Annotated in this window: 16 protein-coding genes; 10 read left to right on the top strand and 6 right to left on the bottom strand. The window is 66.2% G+C overall.

The annotated features are described in order from the left end of the window. Positions 1-461: 461 nt before the first annotated feature. Entirely contained in the window at positions 462-1,226 is a 765-nt protein-coding gene (locus V7Z98_RS11490; RefSeq protein WP_293265011.1) for a sulfite exporter TauE/SafE family protein, read from the top strand. A gap of 198 nt (positions 1,227-1,424) precedes the next feature. Here V7Z98_RS11490 and V7Z98_RS11495 read toward each other — a convergent pair whose 3' ends face one another. From V7Z98_RS11495 to V7Z98_RS11505, 3 genes are read right to left on the bottom strand one after another with little or no spacing between them, the layout of a single operon-like run. Next, positions 1,425-2,762, bottom strand: a complete 1,338-nt coding sequence (locus tag V7Z98_RS11495; RefSeq protein ID WP_334158109.1) for a sensor histidine kinase — start codon at positions 2,760-2,762, stop codon at positions 1,425-1,427. Between the two features lie 8 nt (positions 2,763-2,770). Then, complete coding sequence (locus V7Z98_RS11500) at positions 2,771-2,935, bottom strand: hypothetical protein (RefSeq protein WP_334158111.1); 165 nt, start codon at positions 2,933-2,935, stop codon at positions 2,771-2,773. After that, the gene (locus V7Z98_RS11505) at positions 2,928-3,683 is read right to left on the bottom strand and encodes a response regulator (protein WP_334158113.1); all 756 of its coding nucleotides are present in this window, start codon (positions 3,681-3,683) and stop codon (positions 2,928-2,930) included. The genes V7Z98_RS11500 and V7Z98_RS11505 overlap by 8 nt, the downstream gene beginning before the upstream one ends. Positions 3,684-3,735: 52 nt before the next feature. Between V7Z98_RS11505 and V7Z98_RS11510 the strand changes: the two genes are divergently transcribed. The 3 genes from V7Z98_RS11510 to V7Z98_RS11520 are packed head-to-tail and all read left to right on the top strand — an operon-like array spanning position 3,736 to position 7,639. After that, positions 3,736-4,833, top strand: coding sequence for an ABC transporter substrate-binding protein (locus V7Z98_RS11510; protein WP_334158114.1), 1,098 nt, complete (start codon positions 3,736-3,738; stop codon positions 4,831-4,833). A 33-nt stretch (positions 4,834-4,866) separates the two neighbouring features. Then, the gene (locus V7Z98_RS11515; protein ID WP_293265017.1) at positions 4,867-6,576 is read left to right on the top strand and encodes an ABC transporter permease; all 1,710 of its coding nucleotides are present in this window, start codon (positions 4,867-4,869) and stop codon (positions 6,574-6,576) included. Beyond that, positions 6,569-7,639: an ABC transporter ATP-binding protein gene (locus V7Z98_RS11520; protein WP_334158115.1), complete on the top strand. Its 1,071-nt coding sequence runs from the start codon at positions 6,569-6,571 to the stop codon at positions 7,637-7,639. The genes V7Z98_RS11515 and V7Z98_RS11520 overlap by 8 nt, the downstream gene beginning before the upstream one ends. Positions 7,640-7,751: 112 nt before the next feature. Here the strand turns inward: V7Z98_RS11520 and V7Z98_RS11525 are convergent, their stop codons facing one another. Beyond that, positions 7,752-10,007, bottom strand: a complete 2,256-nt coding sequence (locus V7Z98_RS11525; protein WP_293265021.1) for an arginine/lysine/ornithine decarboxylase — start codon at positions 10,005-10,007, stop codon at positions 7,752-7,754. A 390-nt stretch (positions 10,008-10,397) separates the two neighbouring features. Next, positions 10,398-10,820: an OsmC family protein gene (locus tag V7Z98_RS11530; RefSeq protein ID WP_334158116.1), complete on the bottom strand. Its 423-nt coding sequence runs from the start codon at positions 10,818-10,820 to the stop codon at positions 10,398-10,400. A gap of 528 nt (positions 10,821-11,348) precedes the next feature. Between V7Z98_RS11530 and rplM the strand changes: the two genes are divergently transcribed. The 5 genes from rplM to erpA all read left to right on the top strand — a co-directional run bounded on the left by rplM (position 11,349) and on the right by erpA (position 14,013). Beyond that, entirely contained in the window at positions 11,349-11,777 is a 429-nt protein-coding gene (gene rplM / locus V7Z98_RS11535) for a 50S ribosomal protein L13 (protein ID WP_054621915.1), read from the top strand. 9 nt (positions 11,778-11,786) lie between these two features. Next, a complete protein-coding gene (gene rpsI, locus V7Z98_RS11540; RefSeq protein WP_293265026.1) occupies positions 11,787-12,179 on the top strand; it encodes a 30S ribosomal protein S9 in 393 nt (130 codons plus the stop codon). A 186-nt stretch (positions 12,180-12,365) separates the two neighbouring features. Beyond that, positions 12,366-13,127, top strand: a complete 762-nt coding sequence (locus V7Z98_RS11545) for a DUF6776 family protein (RefSeq protein WP_334158118.1) — start codon at positions 12,366-12,368, stop codon at positions 13,125-13,127. 78 nt (positions 13,128-13,205) lie between these two features. After that, a complete protein-coding gene (locus V7Z98_RS11550; RefSeq protein ID WP_293265030.1) occupies positions 13,206-13,616 on the top strand; it encodes a bactofilin family protein in 411 nt (136 codons plus the stop codon). 46 nt (positions 13,617-13,662) lie between these two features. Beyond that, on the top strand, positions 13,663-14,013 hold the full coding sequence (erpA, locus tag V7Z98_RS11555; protein ID WP_293265032.1) for an iron-sulfur cluster insertion protein ErpA: 351 nt from the start codon (positions 13,663-13,665) through the stop codon (positions 14,011-14,013). 73 nt (positions 14,014-14,086) lie between these two features. Here the strand turns inward: erpA and V7Z98_RS11560 are convergent, their stop codons facing one another. After that, positions 14,087-15,439, bottom strand: coding sequence for a M23 family metallopeptidase (locus V7Z98_RS11560; protein WP_334158120.1), 1,353 nt, complete (start codon positions 15,437-15,439; stop codon positions 14,087-14,089). 112 nt (positions 15,440-15,551) lie between these two features. Between V7Z98_RS11560 and tyrS the strand changes: the two genes are divergently transcribed. Further along, positions 15,552-16,754 carry a tyrosine--tRNA ligase gene (gene tyrS, locus V7Z98_RS11565; protein WP_334158121.1) on the top strand — a complete coding sequence of 401 codons (1,203 nt, stop codon included), beginning with the start codon at positions 15,552-15,554 and terminating at the stop codon, positions 16,752-16,754. Positions 16,755-16,848: the final 94 nt, after the last annotated feature.

The following is a 16,848-nucleotide window of genomic DNA, read 5'->3' on the forward strand; positions in this document are numbered from 1 at the left end:
GCGACAACGGGACCGCCGGTGCCTGGACCAACAAGCCCTTTGAACCGCCAGTGCAACGGCGCGGGCCGGGAGCCAGGGGAGTGGGGCCTGGGCGGGCAGGGAAATACTTGAATTTTATTAATGTATTTTTCTTTGAAAATGCCAAGGTCCAATACTGGCGCGGACTTTGAATTTTTCCCAGGCTAAATACATTAATTTTTTTCATGTATTGCACAGGCAGGCATTCGGGGAGCCCGGGCGGGGCGGCGGCCGGGGCCGTGGCGCTTGGCCGGCATTGCCGCGCTGTGCGCCCTGTTCTGTCCCGGCCATGCTTCCCCCTGGCCGCGCCTGCCCGGCAGCGCGTCGCCCGTCGTTACGGCAGTCGTTCTTAGAACAGATATGGATTTGCAAATAGCGATTCCGTATAAAACCGTTATAAGCGGATCGTTTAGCATGGCCGTCATTCATCGAGGGGCGACGGCGTGGAAATCGGATTCGTGGTGGCGGGACTGGCGGTGGGCTTCGTGGTCGGCCTCACCGGCGTGGGCGGCGGCTCCCTGATGACGCCCATCCTGCTCTGGTTCGGCATCCCGCCCTCCACCGCCGTGGGCACCGACCTGCTCTACGCCGCCCTGACCAAGGCTGGCGGCGTGGCGGTGCACCACCGCCGCGGCCACGTGGACTGGCGCCTGGTCGGCTGGCTGGCCGCCGGCAGCGTTCCCGCCTCCCTGCTCACCCTGGGGCTGATTTCCCACATCGGTCCGTCCCACGCTCTGGACGGCCTGTTCCGCTTCATGCTCGGCGTGGCCCTGATCCTCACCGCCGCCGCCATCCTCGGTAAACCCTGGCTGCTGCGCCATGTGCCGACCCGCTGGCGCGACGCCCCCTTCGCCGCCATGCGCCCGGCCCTGTGGGTCACCGGCGCGGTGCTCGGCGTGCTGGTCACCTTGAGTTCGATCGGCGCCGGCGCCCTGGGCACCTTGGCCCTGTTCCTGATCCTGCCAGCCCTGCCCACCACCCGCCTGGTGGGCAGCGAGATCGCCCACGCCGTGCCCCTTACCCTGGTGGCGGGCATCGGCCACGCCGGCCTGGGGCACATCGACTGGAGCCTGCTGGTGAACCTGCTGGCCGGCTCCCTGCCCGGCATCTGGCTGGGCAGCCACCTGAGCCACCGCCTGCACGACGGCTGGCTGCGCCCCGCCCTGGCGGTGATGCTGGCCTTCATCGGCGCCCGGCTGGTGGCCTGATCTGGCCTGACGCGGCCTTTCCCCCGCGCGATTCCGGCGCGTTGGTGCGTGCTGGCGCGCCGGGGTGCGATTCACGATTCATCTATCCCTCGTTGTTCTGCCGCCCGCGGGGCCGGCGGGGCAATCTCCCCCCGTTCCGGGTGAGGCTTTCCCGCGTGCCGCTCGTTTAGAGCCGCCTAGGGCCGCCCCGGCCCGTCCTCAGGCGGCGCCGGGCAGACGGACCTCGACCCGCAGTCCCCGGCCCTGGGGGCCGTCGTCCAGGCGCACGTCGCCGCCGTGGCGGCGGGCGATGGCGCGCACGATGGCCAGGCCCAGGCCGTTGCCCGGGGCGCCGCTGCCGGCCGGTCGGTAGAAGCGGTCGAACACCCGCTCCCGCTCCGCCGCCGCAATGCCCAGCCCGCTGTCGTCCACCCGCAGTACCACGTCCCCGGCTACGGCCATGGCCGCCACCGTCACCACCCCCTCGGCCGGGGTGTAGCGCAGGGCGTTGTCGATCAGGTTGGCCACCAGTTCCCGCAGCAGCACCGTGTCGCCCGCTACCTTGCAGGGCGCCTCGCCCTCGAAACCCAGGTCGATGCGCCGGGCCAGGGCCTGGGGCAGCCAGTCGAAGGTGGTCTGGCGGGCCAGTTCGGTCAGGTCGGCCACCTGGTCCGCCGGCGGCGCCGCGTCGCTGCGCGCCAGGGTGAGCAACTGCTGCACCAGCCGGGCGGTGGCCGTGGCGGTCTGGCCGATGTCGCCGACCATGCGTTGCAGGCGCAGCGGGTCGGTTTCGCGCTGGGCCAGGTCGGCCTGGGACTTGATGATCGCCAGGGGCGTCTTCAGCTGGTGGGCGGCGTCGTCGATGAACTGGCGCTGGGCCTCGGTAAGCTGGCGCACCCGGGCGGTGTGGGCATTGACCGCCTCGACCAGGGGCATCACTTCGCTGGGCACGTTGTCGGCGGCCAGGGGCGACAGGTCGGCCGGGTCCCGGGCGGCCACGTCGCGGCGCAGCCGGCGCAGGGGGCCGAGGGCGTGCAGCACGCCGAAGGCGATGAGCAGGGCGCCCAGGACGATCAGGGCCCCTTCCTTGACCAGGGATTCGACCAGCAGCTGGCGGGCCAGTTGGTTGCGCGCCCCCAGGGTTTCGCCGATCTCGATCAGGAGAGGGCCGCGGATGCCCGGGTAGAAGAGGGGGCGCCACATGGCCGCGATGCGCAGGCGTTCGCCGTGGTAGGCCGTCTCGAAGAAGAAGGGCTTGCGGTTGTGCACCTCGTCCAGGCCGTCGCCGGAAATGGCCCGGCCGATGCCGAAGCGCTTGCCCGGCGGCGGCTCGGGCAGGTCCGGGTAGCCGGTGATTTCGCCCTGCTGGGGGTGGCTGACCCGGTAGTAGATGCGGTCCTGGAAATCGTTTTCGAGCATTTCCAGGGAGGCGTAGGGCAGGTCGATGCGGATCAGCCCCTCGTCCACCGCCACCCGCTCCGAGATCGCCAGCAGGGCGCCCTGGAGCGTCCGGTCGTAGGCCTGGTTGGCCGAATCCAGGGCGGTACGGTAGGTCACCGCCGTGTTCAGCGCCAGGGCGGCGCCCAGGGGGCGAGCAGGTAGATGAGCAGGGTGCGGCGCAGGCTGCGCCGGCGGCGCGGCAGGGGCGTGTCTTCCGCTTCGGCCTCCGGCGCCGCCGGGGATGGCAGGGATGGGCCGGGGGCGCCGATCGGCGCGGGCAGGTCAGGCATCGCCGGACCCGGCTTCGAGCAGGTAGCCCAGGCCGCGCAGGGTGCGGATCGACAGGGCGGTGCCGGCCAGCTTCTTGCGCAGGCGGTGCACGTAGATTTCCACCGCGTCCGGGGTCACCGCGTCGTCCAGGTTGCACAGGCGGTCGCACAGGGCCTGCTTGGCCACCGGCTGGCCGGCCTTGAGCAGCAGGGCTTCGAGCACCGCGTGCTCCCGGGGCGTCACCTCCAGGGGCGCCTCGCCGAGCTGGTAGCGGCGGCTCACCGTGTCGTAGCGCAGCGGGCCGAGTTGCAGCACCGGGGCGGGGCGGCCGTGGCGGCGCCGCACCAGGGCCTTGATGCGGGCTTCCACCTCGGCCAGTTCGAAGGGCTTGGCCAGATAGTCGTCGGCCCCCTCGTTGAGGCCCTGGACCCGGTCCAGGGTGCTGCCCCGGGCGGTGAGCACCAGCACCGGCACGTCGTCGCCCCGGGCGCGCAGGCGGCGCAGCACTTCCAGGCCGTCGAGGCGGGGCAGGGTGAGGTCGAGCAGCACGGCGTCGAAGCGCTCGCTCTGCAACAGCTGGTCGGCGTGCAGGCCGTCCCCCACCAGGTCGGCGACGATGCCCGATTTCTTCAGCCCCTCGGCCAGGGCCCGGGCCAATTGGGGGGTGTCTTCGACGATCAGCAGGCGCATGGCGGGAGCGGGGTACGGGTTGGCGGCGGCGGGATTGAAAGCAATCTGAAAGCTGCGGGCCACTAGTGTAGCGGCCACGCGGTGGTCGTGCGCCACCGCAATGCGTCCACAACGATATGAGGAGACAGCCATGCAACGCTGGATTCGCACCCTGACCGCCACCGTCGCGGTCACCGCCGCCGCCCTGGCCCAGGCTCAGGCCCCTGCCGGCTATCCGGCCGACTACGCCAACCTGATCGCCGCCGCCCGCAAGGAGGGCAAGGTGATCGTTTACGGCGCCACCGACACCAACGCGGTGAACCCGCTGATCAAGGACTTCGAGGTCCTCTACCCGGGGGTCCGGGTCGAATACAACGACATGAACACCACCGAGCTGTACAACCGGGTGGTGAGCGAGAAGGCCGCCGGCGGCACCTCGGCCGACGTGCTGTGGAGCTCGGCCATGGACTTGCAGATCAAGCTGGTCAACGACGGCCTGGCCCTGGCCTACAAGTCCCCCGAGACGCCTAAGCTGCCCGACTGGTCGGTGTGGAAGGGCGAGGCCTACGGCGTCACCTACGAACCCATCGTGTTCGTCTACAACAAGCGCCTGCTCAAGCCGGACGAGATTCCCCACAGCCACGCCGACTTCGCCCGCCTGCTGCGCGAGAAGGGTGACCGCTTCAAGGGCAAGGTGACGTCCTACGACATCGAGAAGTCCGGCGTCGGCTTCATGTTGATCACCCAGGACAGCAAGGTGAATCCGGCCTTCTGGGATCTGGCCAAGGCCGTGGGTGGCGTCAGCCCGCGCTTCCAGTCGAGCAGCGGCACGATGATGGAGCGCATCGGCTCCGGCGAGAACCTGCTCGGCTACAACGTCTTCGGCTCCTACGCCATGCTGCGCGCCAAGAAGGACCCGGGCATCGGCTGGGTGGTGCCCACCGACTACGTGCTGATCATGTCCCGGGTGATGTTCATCGCCAAGACCGCCCGGAACCCCAACGCCGCCAAGCTGTGGCTCGACTACATCCTCTCCAAGCGCGGCCAGACCATCATCGCCAACCAGTCCGAGCTGGGCTCGGTGCGCGCCGACGTGGAAGGCGAGCTGACCGCCGCCGGCCTGGCCAAGACCCACGGCAACGCCTTGAAGCCGATCCCGGTCGGCCCCAGCCTGCTGGCCTTCCTCGACCAGAACAAGCGCCTGGAATTCATCAAGCAGTGGCAGCAGGCCATGGGCGCGCGCAAGTAAGCGCCGCTCCTGCGATTCTTACGGAGTCTTGCCGTGACCACGCCCGTTCCTTCCCTCGCCGCCGCCTCCGGGTGGCGGTTTTTCCCCACCCGGGGGCTGGTGATCGCCCTGACCGCGATCACCGTGCTGGTGCCCCTGGGCCTGATCTTCTACCAGAGCCTGCTCAACGCCCCGTTCTTCGATAGCCAGGCGTCGCCGGGGCTGGCGGCCTACGCCTTCATCTTCGACGACCCGGACTTTTGGGACGCCACCAAGAATTCCCTGATCATCGCCGGCAGCATGGCCCTGATCGCCGTGCCCCTGGGCGGGGCCCTGGCCTTCATCATGGCCCGCACCGACCTGCCCGGGCGGCGCTGGATCGAGCCCTTGCTGCTGGTGCCGGTGTTCGTCTCGCCGATGGTGCTGTCCTTCGGCTACGTGGTGGCCGCCGGGCCGGTGGGCTTTTATTCGATCTGGGCCAGCCAGCTGTTCGGCACCGTGCCCTGGAACGTCTATTCCCTGCCCAGCATCGCCATCATCGCCGGCCTGACCCACGTGCCCCACGTGTATCTCTACTCGTCGGCGGCGTTAAAGAGCCTGGGCTCGGACATCGAGGAGGCGGCGCGCATGAGCGGCGCCGGCCCCCTGCGGGTGGCCCTGGACGTGAGCCTGCCGATGATCACCCCGGCGCTGCTGTATTCGGGCGTGCTGGTGTTCTTCCTTGGTTTCGAGATCTTCGCCCTGGCCCTGGTGCTGGGCGATCCGGAAGGCCACCTGGTGCTGGCCACCTACCTGTTCAAGCTGACCAACAAGCTGGGCACCCCGTCCTACCACCTGATGGCGGCGGTGGCGGTGTGCATCATCGGCATCACCTTCCCCCTGGTGATGCTGCAACGGCTGCTGATGAAGAACGCCAGCCGCTTCGTCGCGGTCAAGGGCAAGGCCGGCCGGCAGCGGCCCCTGGCCCTGGGGCCGTGGCGCTGGCTGGCCATCGGCCTGATCGGCCTGTGGCTGTTCGTCTCGGTGTTCGTGCCCCTGTCCGGCGTGGCCCTGCGTTCCTTCGTCACCTACTGGGGCGAGGGCATCCAGCTCTCCGAGGTGCTGACCCTGGAGCATTTCCGCACCGTGTTCGGCCAGCCGGCCCTGATGCGCGGCATCTTCAACACCATCGCCATCGGCGTCATCGGGGGCCTGCTGTCGGTGGTCTGCTACGCCGCCATCGGCCTGGCCATGCACCGGCGCAACGACCGCTGGAGCCGCTTCATCGACTACCTGGCCCTGGTGCCCCGGGCGGTGCCCGGCCTGCTCGCCGGCCTGGCCTTTCTGTGGGTGTTCCTGTTCTTTCCGCCCCTGGCGCCGCTGCGCACCACCATCTTTGCGGTGTGGCTGGCCTATACCGTGGTGTGGCTGGCCTACGGCATGCGCCTGATCCAGAGCTCCCTGCTCCAGGTGGGGCCGGAACTGGAGGAGGCGGCGCGCAGCGTCGGCGCCAGCGCCGCCCGCACCAGCCGGGACGTGACCCTGCCCTTGATCCGCCACGGCTTGCTGGCCAGCTGGCTGCTGGTGTTCATGATCTTCGAGCGGGAGTACTCCACCGGCGTGTACCTGCTCAACCCGGGCACCGAGGTGATCGGTTCCCTGCTGGTGTCCCTGTGGGCCACCGGCGGCGCCGACATGGTGGCCGCCCTTTCCCTGATCAACGTGGTGCTGGTGGGCTGCGGCCTGGCCATCGCCCTTCGCTTCGGAGTGAAGCTCCATGATTAAGCTCGACGTTTCCGACCTGCACCTGTCCTACGGCACCAATCCGATCCTGAAGGGGGTGTCGATGCAGCTCAACCAAGGCGAGGTGGTGTCCCTGCTCGGCCCTTCGGGCAGCGGCAAGACCACCCTGCTGCGCGCCGTGGCCGGCCTGGAACAGCCGCACCAGGGCACCATCCGCATCGGCGAGCGGGCCGTCTTCGATGGTGCCGGCAAGGTGGAGGTGCCGGCGGAAGGGCGCAACCTGGGCCTGGTGTTCCAGTCCTACGCCCTGTGGCCGCACAAGACCGTGGCCGCCAACGTGGCCTACGGTCTCAAGCTGCGCAAGGTGCCCGGGGCCGAGATCGGCGAGCGGGTGGCGGCGGTGCTCGGCCAGCTCGGCCTGGGCCACCTGGTCGAGCGCTACCCGCACCAGCTGTCCGGCGGCCAGCAGCAGCGCGTGGCCATCGCCCGGGCCCTGGTCTACAACCCGCCGGTGATCCTGCTCGACGAGCCCCTGTCCAACCTGGACGCCAAGATGCGCGAGGAGGCCCGGGCCTGGCTGCGCGAGCTGATCCTCAAGCTGCAACTGTCGGCCCTGGTGGTGACCCACGACCAGGCCGAGGCCATGGCCATGTCCGACCGCATCCTGCTGCTGTCGCAGGGGCGCATCGAGCAGCAGGGCACGCCCCAGGAGATGTACGGCCAGCCGGCGTCCCTGTTTACCGCCGAGTTCATGGGCAGCAACAACCGCCTGGCCGGCAAGGTGGTGGAGCGGCGCGACGCGGCGGTGTGCGTGGCCGGGGAGGGCTGGTGCCTGTGGGGCACCTGCCGCGACCGCGCCGACCTACAACCGGGCAGTGCCGCTACCGCAGTGATCCGCCTGGAGCGCATGCGCCCGGCGGCGGAGGGGCAGCAGGACAATTGCCTGGAGGCGGATCTGTCCACCTCCATGTTCCTCGGCGACCGCTGGGAGCACTTGTTCCACGTCGGTCCCCAGGCCCTGCGCACCCATTCGCCCCAGCCGGCGGTACCGGGGCGCACCCGGCTGCACCTGCCGGCCAGCGACCTGTGGGTGTTCGCCGGATAAGGCAAGGCTGCATCCGGCTGTCGGCCCGTGCCGACGCGTCAACGCAAAACGGGCAAGGTATTCACCTTGCCCGTTCCGTTTTGGGGATGCCGCCTCGTGGCCTGATGCGCGGTCAGCGCACGCAATCCACCGCGTAGCGGCTCTTGCCGTCTTCGCCCACTTCCTTGACCAGGCCGTGGATGTCGGTCTCGAAGCCGGGGAAGCGCTCGTTGAATTCCCGGGCGAATTGCAGGTACTGGACGATGGTGGCGTTGAAGCGCTCGCCGGGGATGAGCAGGGGGATGCCCGGCGGGTAGGGGGTGAGCAGCACGCTGGTGATGCGGCCTTCGAGCTGGTCCAGGGGCACCCGCTCGATCTCCCGGTGGGCCATCTTGGCGAAGGCGTCGGAGGGGCGCATCGCCGGCACCATGTCCGAGAGGTACATCTCGGTGGTCAGGCGCGCCACGTCCTTGGCCCGGTAGACGGCGTGGATCTCCTTGCACAGGTCGCGCAGGCCGACCCGCTCGTAGCGCGGGTTCTTGGCCACGAATTCGGGCAGCACGCGCCACAGGGGCTGGTTCTTGTCGTAGTCGTCCTTGAACTGCTGCAGCTCGGTCACCATGGTGTTCCAGCGGCCCTTGGTGATGCCGATGGTGAACATGATGAAGAACGAGTAGAGGCCGCACTTCTCGACGATCACGCCGTGCTCGGCCAGGTACTTGGTGACGATGGCCGCCGGGATGCCGCGCTCGGCGAACTCGCCGTCCACGTCCAGGCCCGGGGTGATGATGGTGGCCTTGATCGGGTCGAGCATGTTGAAGCCTTCGGCCAGATTGCCGAAGCCGTGCCAGCGCTCGCCGGCCTTCAACATCCAGGCGTCGCGCTCCTCGATGCCTTCCTCGGACAGGTCGTCCGGGCCCCATACCTTGAACCACCAGTGGCCGTTGGCCTGGCTGGCCCATTCCTCGCCGACCTTGCGCATGGCGCGGCGGAAGTCGAGGGCCTCGGAAATGGATTCTTCCACCAGGGCGGTGCCCCCCGGGGCTTCCATCATTGCCGCCGCCACGTCGCAGGAGGCGATGATCGAGTACTGGGGCGAGGTCGAGGTGTGCATCAGGTACGCCTCGTTGAACACGTCCCGGTCCAGCTTGTTGTTCTCCGCGTCCTGCACCAGGATCTGGGAGGCCTGGGAGAGGCCGGCCAGCAGCTTGTGGGTGGACTGGGTGGAGAACACCATGGATTCCTGGCAGCGCGGCCGGTCTTCGCCAATGGCGTGGTAGTCGCCGTAGAAGTCGTGGAAGGCAGCGTGGGGCAGCCAGGCCTCGTCGAAGTGCAGGGTGTCGATCTTGCCGTCCAGCTCGGCCTTGATCGCTTCCACGTTGTAGAGCACGCCGTCGTAGGTGGATTGGGTGATGGTCAGTACCCGGGGCTTGCCCTGGCTGTCCTTGGCGAAGGGGTGGGCGGCGATCTTCTTCTGGATGTTCTCCCAGGCGAATTCGCTCTTGGGGATCGGGCCGATGATGCCGTAGTGGTTGCGCGTCGGCATCAGGAAGACCGGGATCGCACCGGTCATGATGATGGCGTGGAGGATCGACTTGTGGCAGTTGCGGTCCACGATGACGATGTCGCCGGGGGCCACGGTGGAGTGCCAGACGATCTTGTTGGACGTGGACGTGCCGTTGGTGACGAAGTACAGGTGGTCGCAATTGAAGATGCGCGCCGCGTTGCGCTCCGAGGCGGCCACCGGGCCGGTGTGGTCGAGCAGCTGGCCCAGTTCTTCCACGGCGTTGCAGACGTCGGCGCGCAGCATGTTCTCGCCGAAGAACTGGTGGAACATCTGGCCCACCGGGCTCTTCAGGAAGGCGACACCGCCGGAGTGGCCCGGGCAGTGCCAGGAGTAGGAGCCGTCCGAGGCGTAATGGGTCAGGGCACGGAAGAACGGCGGCGGCAGGGAATCCAGGTAGGCCTTGGCTTCGCGCACCACGTTGCGGGCGATGAACTCCGGCGTGTCCTCATACATGTGGATGAAGCCGTGCAGCTCGCGCAGCACATCGTTGGGGATGTGCCGGGAGGTGCGGGTCTCACCGTGCAGGAAGATGGGGATCTCGGCGTTGCGCAGGCGGATTTCGGTGACGAAGGCGCGCAGGTCGTCGATGGCCTTGGCTGCCGCCTCGGCGGACGAGAATTCCTCGTCGTCAATGGACAGAATGAAGGTGGAGGCCCGGCTCTGCTGCTGGGCGAAGGACGACAGGTCGCCGTAGCTGGTCACCCCCAGCACCTCCATGCCCTCGGCCTCGATGGCGTCCGCGAGGGCGCGGATGCCCAGACCCGAGGCGTTCTCGGAACGGAAATCTTCGTCGATGATGACGACGGGGAAGCGGAACTTCATCGGGCGGCTCCTCAAGGCAAAGGGAGTTTCCGCGTCGGGCAGGGGAGGCGTGGGATACGCGGCCGGGGCGAGGGGCGCCGGAGGGGCGGATCGGTTGCCGGGCCTGGCGTGGCGGGGCTGGCCGGGGGTTGAAAAAGAAGCGGATTATACGCACACCCCGAGGCGCTTGCGGGGTGGAAATTCGGGCCGTTTACAAGGGCTTGGCCGAGGGCCAGGCCAGCGCGTTTTCCGCATGGCGATCCACGGGGATCGCGGCCAGCAAGGGCCGGGGCGACGGGAATGCTGGCGGCGGTTTGCGACACGCGTATTAAGGCGGCGCGGAGAGGAGCAGTAAGGAAGGACGAGCGCCGCGATGCAGAGGCGGCGCCCGCCGGAAGGCTGGGGGCGGGGTCAGGCCGCGTCGACGATTTCCACGCTGTGGGTCAGCTCGGCCGTCTTGGCCAGCATGATCGAGGCGGAGCAGTACTTGTCCTTGGACAGCTTGACGGCCCGCTCCACCACGTCGGCCTTCAGGTTGCGGCCGGTCACCGTGTAGTGAAAATGGATGCGGGTGAACACCTTGGGGTCGGTGTCGGCCCGTTCGGCCTTGAGAGTCACCACGCAGTCGGTAACGTCGTGCCGGCCCTTCTGCAGGATCATCACCACGTCGAAAGCGGTGCAGCCGCCGGTGCCGGCCAGCACCATCTCCATGGGGCGGGGGGCCAGGTTGCGCCCGCCGGCGTCCGGGGGGCCGTCCATCACGATGGCGTGGTTGCTGCCGGTCTCGGCCACGAACGACATGCCGTCGCCGCTCCAGCGGACTTTGCATTCCATATATGTAGCTCCTTGGGGATGAAGCGGCGATTGTACTTGCTCCAAGGCAGAGCGTTGCCGCGCGGTGTGCCGCCGCTGCTCTTGTGCGTTGCAGCAAATTTTGCCGGGCGCACCAGGGTAGGGCGAGTCGTTTCAAGAATTATCGTATGGTTGATCAATTACGGAAATGTTTTTTTATATGTTTTAAAACAAGTTGTTATATTTTGTTTCTGGAAAGGGTGTGAGCTTCGCGGCGGCCAAAAAAAACCGAAAAAAATCTCTTGCGCTGCACAATCTTTTGTCCCATAATGCACTCAACCCAGCGATATCGCAGTGGGTCGTGAGTCTCCCGATCCGGTGTCGCTACGATGTCTCCTCCACCCTCCTCCTTTGGTGTGGATTTAGCGCGACTCTCGCGAGTCGCGCTTTTTTTTACCCCTTCATTTGTCCGCGGCGATAGCGGGGGTTGTGTTCGCGTTGACTGCTGGCACCGATTTGCAATAGAATCCGCGGCTTTCCGTAATCTAGGCTCACTAAGGACGGCGCAGAATGAAAACCTTTTCCGCCAAACCGCATGAGGTGAAGCGCGAGTGGTTCGTGGTGGATGCCACTGACAAAGTGCTCGGTCGCCTCGCTAGCGAAATTGCCCGCCGTTTGCGCGGCAAGCACAAGCCCGAGTTCACTCCGCACGTGGATACGGGTGACTTCATTGTCGTCGTTAACGTCGAGAAGCTTCGCGTCACCGGCAACAAGGCTGAAGACAAGAAGTACTACCGGCACTCCGGCTACCCCGGCGGCATCTACGAGACCAACTTCCTCAAGATGCAGCAGCGTTTCCCCGGCCGTGCCCTCGAAAAGGCGGTGAAGGGCATGCTGCCGAAAGGCCCGCTCGGCTACGCCATGATCAAGAAGCTGAAGTGCTACGCTGGCGATGCCCACCCGCATACTGCCCAGCAGCCCAAGGCTCTGGAAATCTAAGGGACTGACATGGCTGAAAACTTCTTCTACGGCACCGGTCGCCGCAAGAGCGCCGTTGCTCGCGTGTTCATCAAGCGTGGCTCCGGCAACATCGTGGTGAACGACAAGCCCCTCGACGAGTACTTCTCCCGTGAAACTGGCCGCATGGTCGTGCGTCAGCCGCTGGAACTGGTCGAGCACACCAGCACCTTCGACATCAAGGTGAACGTTGCCGGCGGCGGCGAATCCGGCCAAGCCGGTGCTGTGCGCCACGGCATCACCCGTGCGCTGATCGAGTACGACGCTGCCCTCAAGTCCGCTCTGTCGGCTGCCGGCTTCGTCACTCGCGACGCTCGCGAAGTTGAACGTAAGAAGGTCGGTCTGCACAAGGCCCGTCGCCGCAAGCAATTCTCCAAGCGCTAAGCGGACGACACTCGAAAAAAGCCGGCACTCGTGCCGGCTTTTTTCTTTACTGCGGTCGCTACGTATTTGCGCAGCGGCCCGGGATTGAACAGAATGCGGGGTCATGCCCGCAACCGCCCGAAGAGGCGCCCCGGTTTTTCGGGGGAGACAGAACACCATGAACGGATTGAAGGAGGCCGTGGCGCCATGGCACTAGCCGGAGCAGCCCAGATTCGCCGCCGACTGCGGGAGCGCTTCTCGATCAAGGCGCCCCGGGTTGCGGTCAGACCCCATATTCCCTGGCACTGGCACGCCAGCAGCCTGCTGGCGGCCTTCGTCGTCGGCCTGGTTGGTGGCGCCCTTGCTTACCAGCAGTACGTGCGTAGCACGGCGCCGGAGGTGGCGTTGTCGGCCGATTTGCAGGCCTGGCAGGGCCGCGTGGCCGAATTGGAGCGTGAGGTCGAGCAGTTGCGTCACAGTAGCGGCACGGCCGAGAGCAGCCTCAACATCGAGCGGGGTGCCCAGGCTCAGCTGGCCGAGCAGTTGCGCAAGGCCGAGGGTGAGAATGCGGCACTGAAGGAGGACTTGGCCTTTTTCGAAGGCCTGATGCCGGGAGCAGCAGGGGCCGAAGGCGGGCCGACCCGCATCACCCGGCTCAAGGTCGAGCGCGATGGGGTGTCCAACCAGTACCGCTACCGCATGATGATCGCCGTGCAGACGGCGCGGGGGCAGGCACCATTCCGGGGCAACCTGGAGATGAGCGTGCAGCTACGTCAGGATGGGCGGGATGTTATGATTAAAATCCCTTCCGCCGAGACGCCCGATGCCGCCAAGTACCGCTTGGAAATTCGGAATTTCCTGCGCAAGGAAGGCGTTTTTGCCGTGCCGTCCGGCGCCGTGGTGACCAAGGTCCAGGCCCGGCTGATCCAGGATGGGACCGTCAAGGCCCAGCAGGATGTCACCCTCTGACAATGCCGAATGCGGCAGCCATCGGATGGCTGCCCGTCCCGGCGCATGCGATAACACGATAACGTTTCGGGAGTCCGTATGTTTTCCAGCAAGCGCAAGAGCGGTCAGCCGCAGAGCCGCATCGACAGCCTGATCGGTGCCGGCACGCGGATCGAAGGGGATGTGAAATTTACCGGCGGGCTGCGCATCGACGGCGAGGTTAAGGGCAACGTGTATGCGGAAAAGGGCGCGGACAGCACCCTGGTCATCAGCGAGCAGGCCCAGGTTGAAGGGGAGATCTGCGTGGCCCACGTGGTGATCAACGGCACGGTGGTCGGACCAGTGTTCGCCGCCGAAACTTTGGAACTTTTGCCGAACGCGAAGGTCACCGGAGATGTCGAATACTCAACGTTGGAAATGCAGCAGGGGGCGGTGGTCCAGGGGCGCCTGATCCACCAGGCCGGTAAGGCCGAACCCGTGGAGCTCAAGTTGGCGGCGTCCGCCGGCTGAGTCCGCACCCACCTGTCGCGCCATTTTTTGTTTTAAGGAGTTTTGTATGAACGCTGTTACCGAGATGCCGGCCCCCCTCAATTTCACCGATGCCGCCGCGGCCAAGGTGAAGGAACTGATCGACGAAGAGGGCAACCAGGCGCTCAAGCTGCGCGTGTTCGTCACCGGTGGCGGCTGCTCGGGCTTCCAGTACGGTTTCACCTTCGATGAGGAGGTGAACGAGGACGACACCTCCATGGAGAAGAACGGCGTCACCCTGCTGATCGACCCGATGAGCTACCAGTACCTGGTGGGTGCCGAGATCGACTACACCGAAGGCCTGGAAGGTTCCCAGTTCGTGATCAAGAACCCGAACGCCACCTCCACTTGCGGCTGCGGATCGTCCTTCTCGGTCTAAGTCTGGTTGCGTCAACGAAAAAAGCCGGAGCAGATGCTCCGGCTTTTTTCGTTTACATGGCCCGCGTGGTGTATTAACGCGCAGCGGCTAGGGCCGGAGCATCGTCACGCTTGATCAGGGCCAGTTGTTCCTGAAGCGGCGCCGTTTCCTTGCGGAAACGGGCGAGCTCGGCGGCGGCCAGGGGCGGTGTGCCGGGAAGATTGACCGACAGCGGGTTGACCTGCTGGTCGGCGATGCGGAATTCGTAGTGCAGATGCGGCCCGGTGGCCCAGCCGGTTTGGCCGGTGAAGGCGATGATGTCGCCCTGGCTGACCCGGCTGCCGACCTTGAGGCCCGGGGCGAAACGGCTCAGGTGTCCGTAGGCGGTGCTGTAGTTGCCGGAGTGGCGCAGCACCACCAGATTGCCGTATCCGCCCTGGCGGCCGGCAAAGGCCACGACCCCGTCGCCCACCGCCCGGACCCGGGTGCCCACCGGGGCGCCGTAGTCCACGCCTTTGTGGGCGCGCATCTGGTGGAACACCGGGTGCATGCGGGCATTGGAAAAACCGGAGGTGACCCGGGAGAACTCCAGGGGCGAGCGCAGGAAGGATTTGCGCAGGCTGCGGCCATTGGGCGTGTAGTAGCCGCCCTTGGCGTCATGGCTCGCCTGATAGTAGACGGCGCTGTAACGCTTGCCGGCGTTGATGAACTCGGCGGCCAGGATGCGCCCAGCTCGGATGGGCTGGCCCTGGTGGTAGAGCATTTCGTAGACCAGGTGGAAGCGGTCGCCCCGTTGCAGGTCGCGGTGGAAATCCACCTCGCTGCCGAAAATGTCGGCCAGCTGGCTGGCGATGCCGTCGGGGATGTCCGCGGCGTCGGCAGCGGCGAACAAGGACGTGCGAATTTCCCCCGAGCCCTGCTGGACGTGGGTGGTCAGCTTGAGAGCCTCGGTGCGGGTGGAAAAAGTCTCGCCGCGACGCTCGACGATCAGGACCTGGTCCTGGCTGTTGAGCGGGAAGTAGAGCATCAGCAGGCGCCCGGCATCGTCGCTGCGGGCGCTGACGATCTTGCCCGGGGCCAGTTGGCGATGCACCGGGGCGCTTTCCGGGGCGGTGCGCAGATAGGCGGCGGCTTGGCCGTCGGCTACGCCGAGGCGACTCAAGAGGGCGGCGATGGTGTCGCCGCGCTGGACGCGCTCTTCGCGCAGGTAGCCCCAGGTGCCGGTGTCGATGGCCTGGGTGGCGTTGACGGCCAGTTGTTCGATGACGGTCTGTTGCAGGACCGGGGTGGTGTCTTCACCCGGTGCCAGGCCGAACACGGCTGCCGCGGCGGTCAGGGAGACCAGGCCGAGGGCGATACTGGCGCGTGGGTGGCGGGTGAGGTGGCCTGCCTTGGGGGCATGGCGGAGAAGGCTTTGCGCTAGAATGCGGCTCTTTTGCAGGGACATCGGACGAGCTTGGATGGACTTTCAAAGTTCGCCAGTATACCCAACCTCGCCGAATGCCCAAGTCAGTTTTCCGCCTGTCCTATCAAGGACTTCCGGAATGTGAGAGAGCGCCATGAGTCATCACGTTGAAGAGAGTCTGGGTCTGATCAAGCGAGGCAGCGATGAGCTGCTGGTAGAAGCCGAGCTGGTGGAAAAACTCAAGGCGGGGCGTCCCCTGCGCATCAAGGCCGGCTTCGACCCCACGGCTCCCGACCTGCACCTGGGCCACACGGTGCTCATTAATAAACTGCGCCACTTCCAGGATCTGGGTCACCACATCATCTTTCTGATCGGCGACTTCACCGGCATGATCGGCGACCCCACTGGCAAGAACACCACCCGTCCGCCCCTGTCGCGGGAACAGGTGCTGGAGAATGCCCAGACCTACCAGTCCCAGGTATTCAAGATCCTCGACCCGGCCAAGACCGAGGTGGTGTTCAACTCCACCTGGTTCAACGACCTGGGCGCTTCGGGGATGATCAAGCTGGCCGCCCATTACACCGTGGCGCGCATGCTGGAGCGGGACGATTTCGCCAAGCGCTATGGCAATGGCCAGCCGATCGCCGTGCATGAGTTCCTCTACCCTCTGTGCCAGGGCTACGACTCCGTGGCCCTGAAGGCGGACGTGGAACTCGGCGGGACCGACCAGAAGTTCAATCTGCTGGTTGGGCGCGAACTGCAAAAGCATTATGGCCAGGCCCCCCAGTGCGTGCTGACCATGCCCCTGCTCGAAGGGCTCGACGGCGTAAATAAGATGTCCAAGTCCCTGGGCAACTATGTAGGCATCACCGACGAGCCCCGGGAGATGTTCGGCAAGCTGATGTCCATTTCCGACGTCCTGATGTGGCGTTACTTCGATCTGCTGTCGTTCCGCAGCAATGGTGAGATCGCCGGTCTGAAGCGCGAGGCTGGTGAAGGGCGCAATCCGCGCGACATCAAGGTCGAGTTGGCCAAGGAAATCGTTGCCCGCTTCCATTCCGCCGCTGCGGCGGATGAAGCCCTGGCCGAATTCGAGTCGCGCTTCCGCCAGGGCGTGCTGCCCGAAGACATGCCGGAGGTCCATCTTGAATGCGGCACCGAAGGCCTGGTTGTGGCGCAATTGCTCAAGCAGGCGGGGCTGACCGCCTCCACCTCTGAGGCGCTGCGCATGATCGACCAGGGCGCGGTGAAGATCGATGGCCAGCGTGTCGAAGACAAGGGCCTGACTATTATTGCGCCCGCGTCGCTGGTGGTACAGGTGGGCAAGCGCAAGTTCGCCCGGGTGGTCTGCGCCTGACGGCCAAAAAAGAGATTTTTGATAAAAACGGCGAGAGTGGTTGACGTCCTGGATTTGGTGCGTATAATTCGCCCTCTCGCTGCTTGGGCGGTGA

The organism is Oryzomicrobium sp. (genome assembly GCF_036820405.1).
Taxonomy (GTDB): domain Bacteria; phylum Pseudomonadota; class Gammaproteobacteria; order Burkholderiales; family Rhodocyclaceae; genus Oryzomicrobium.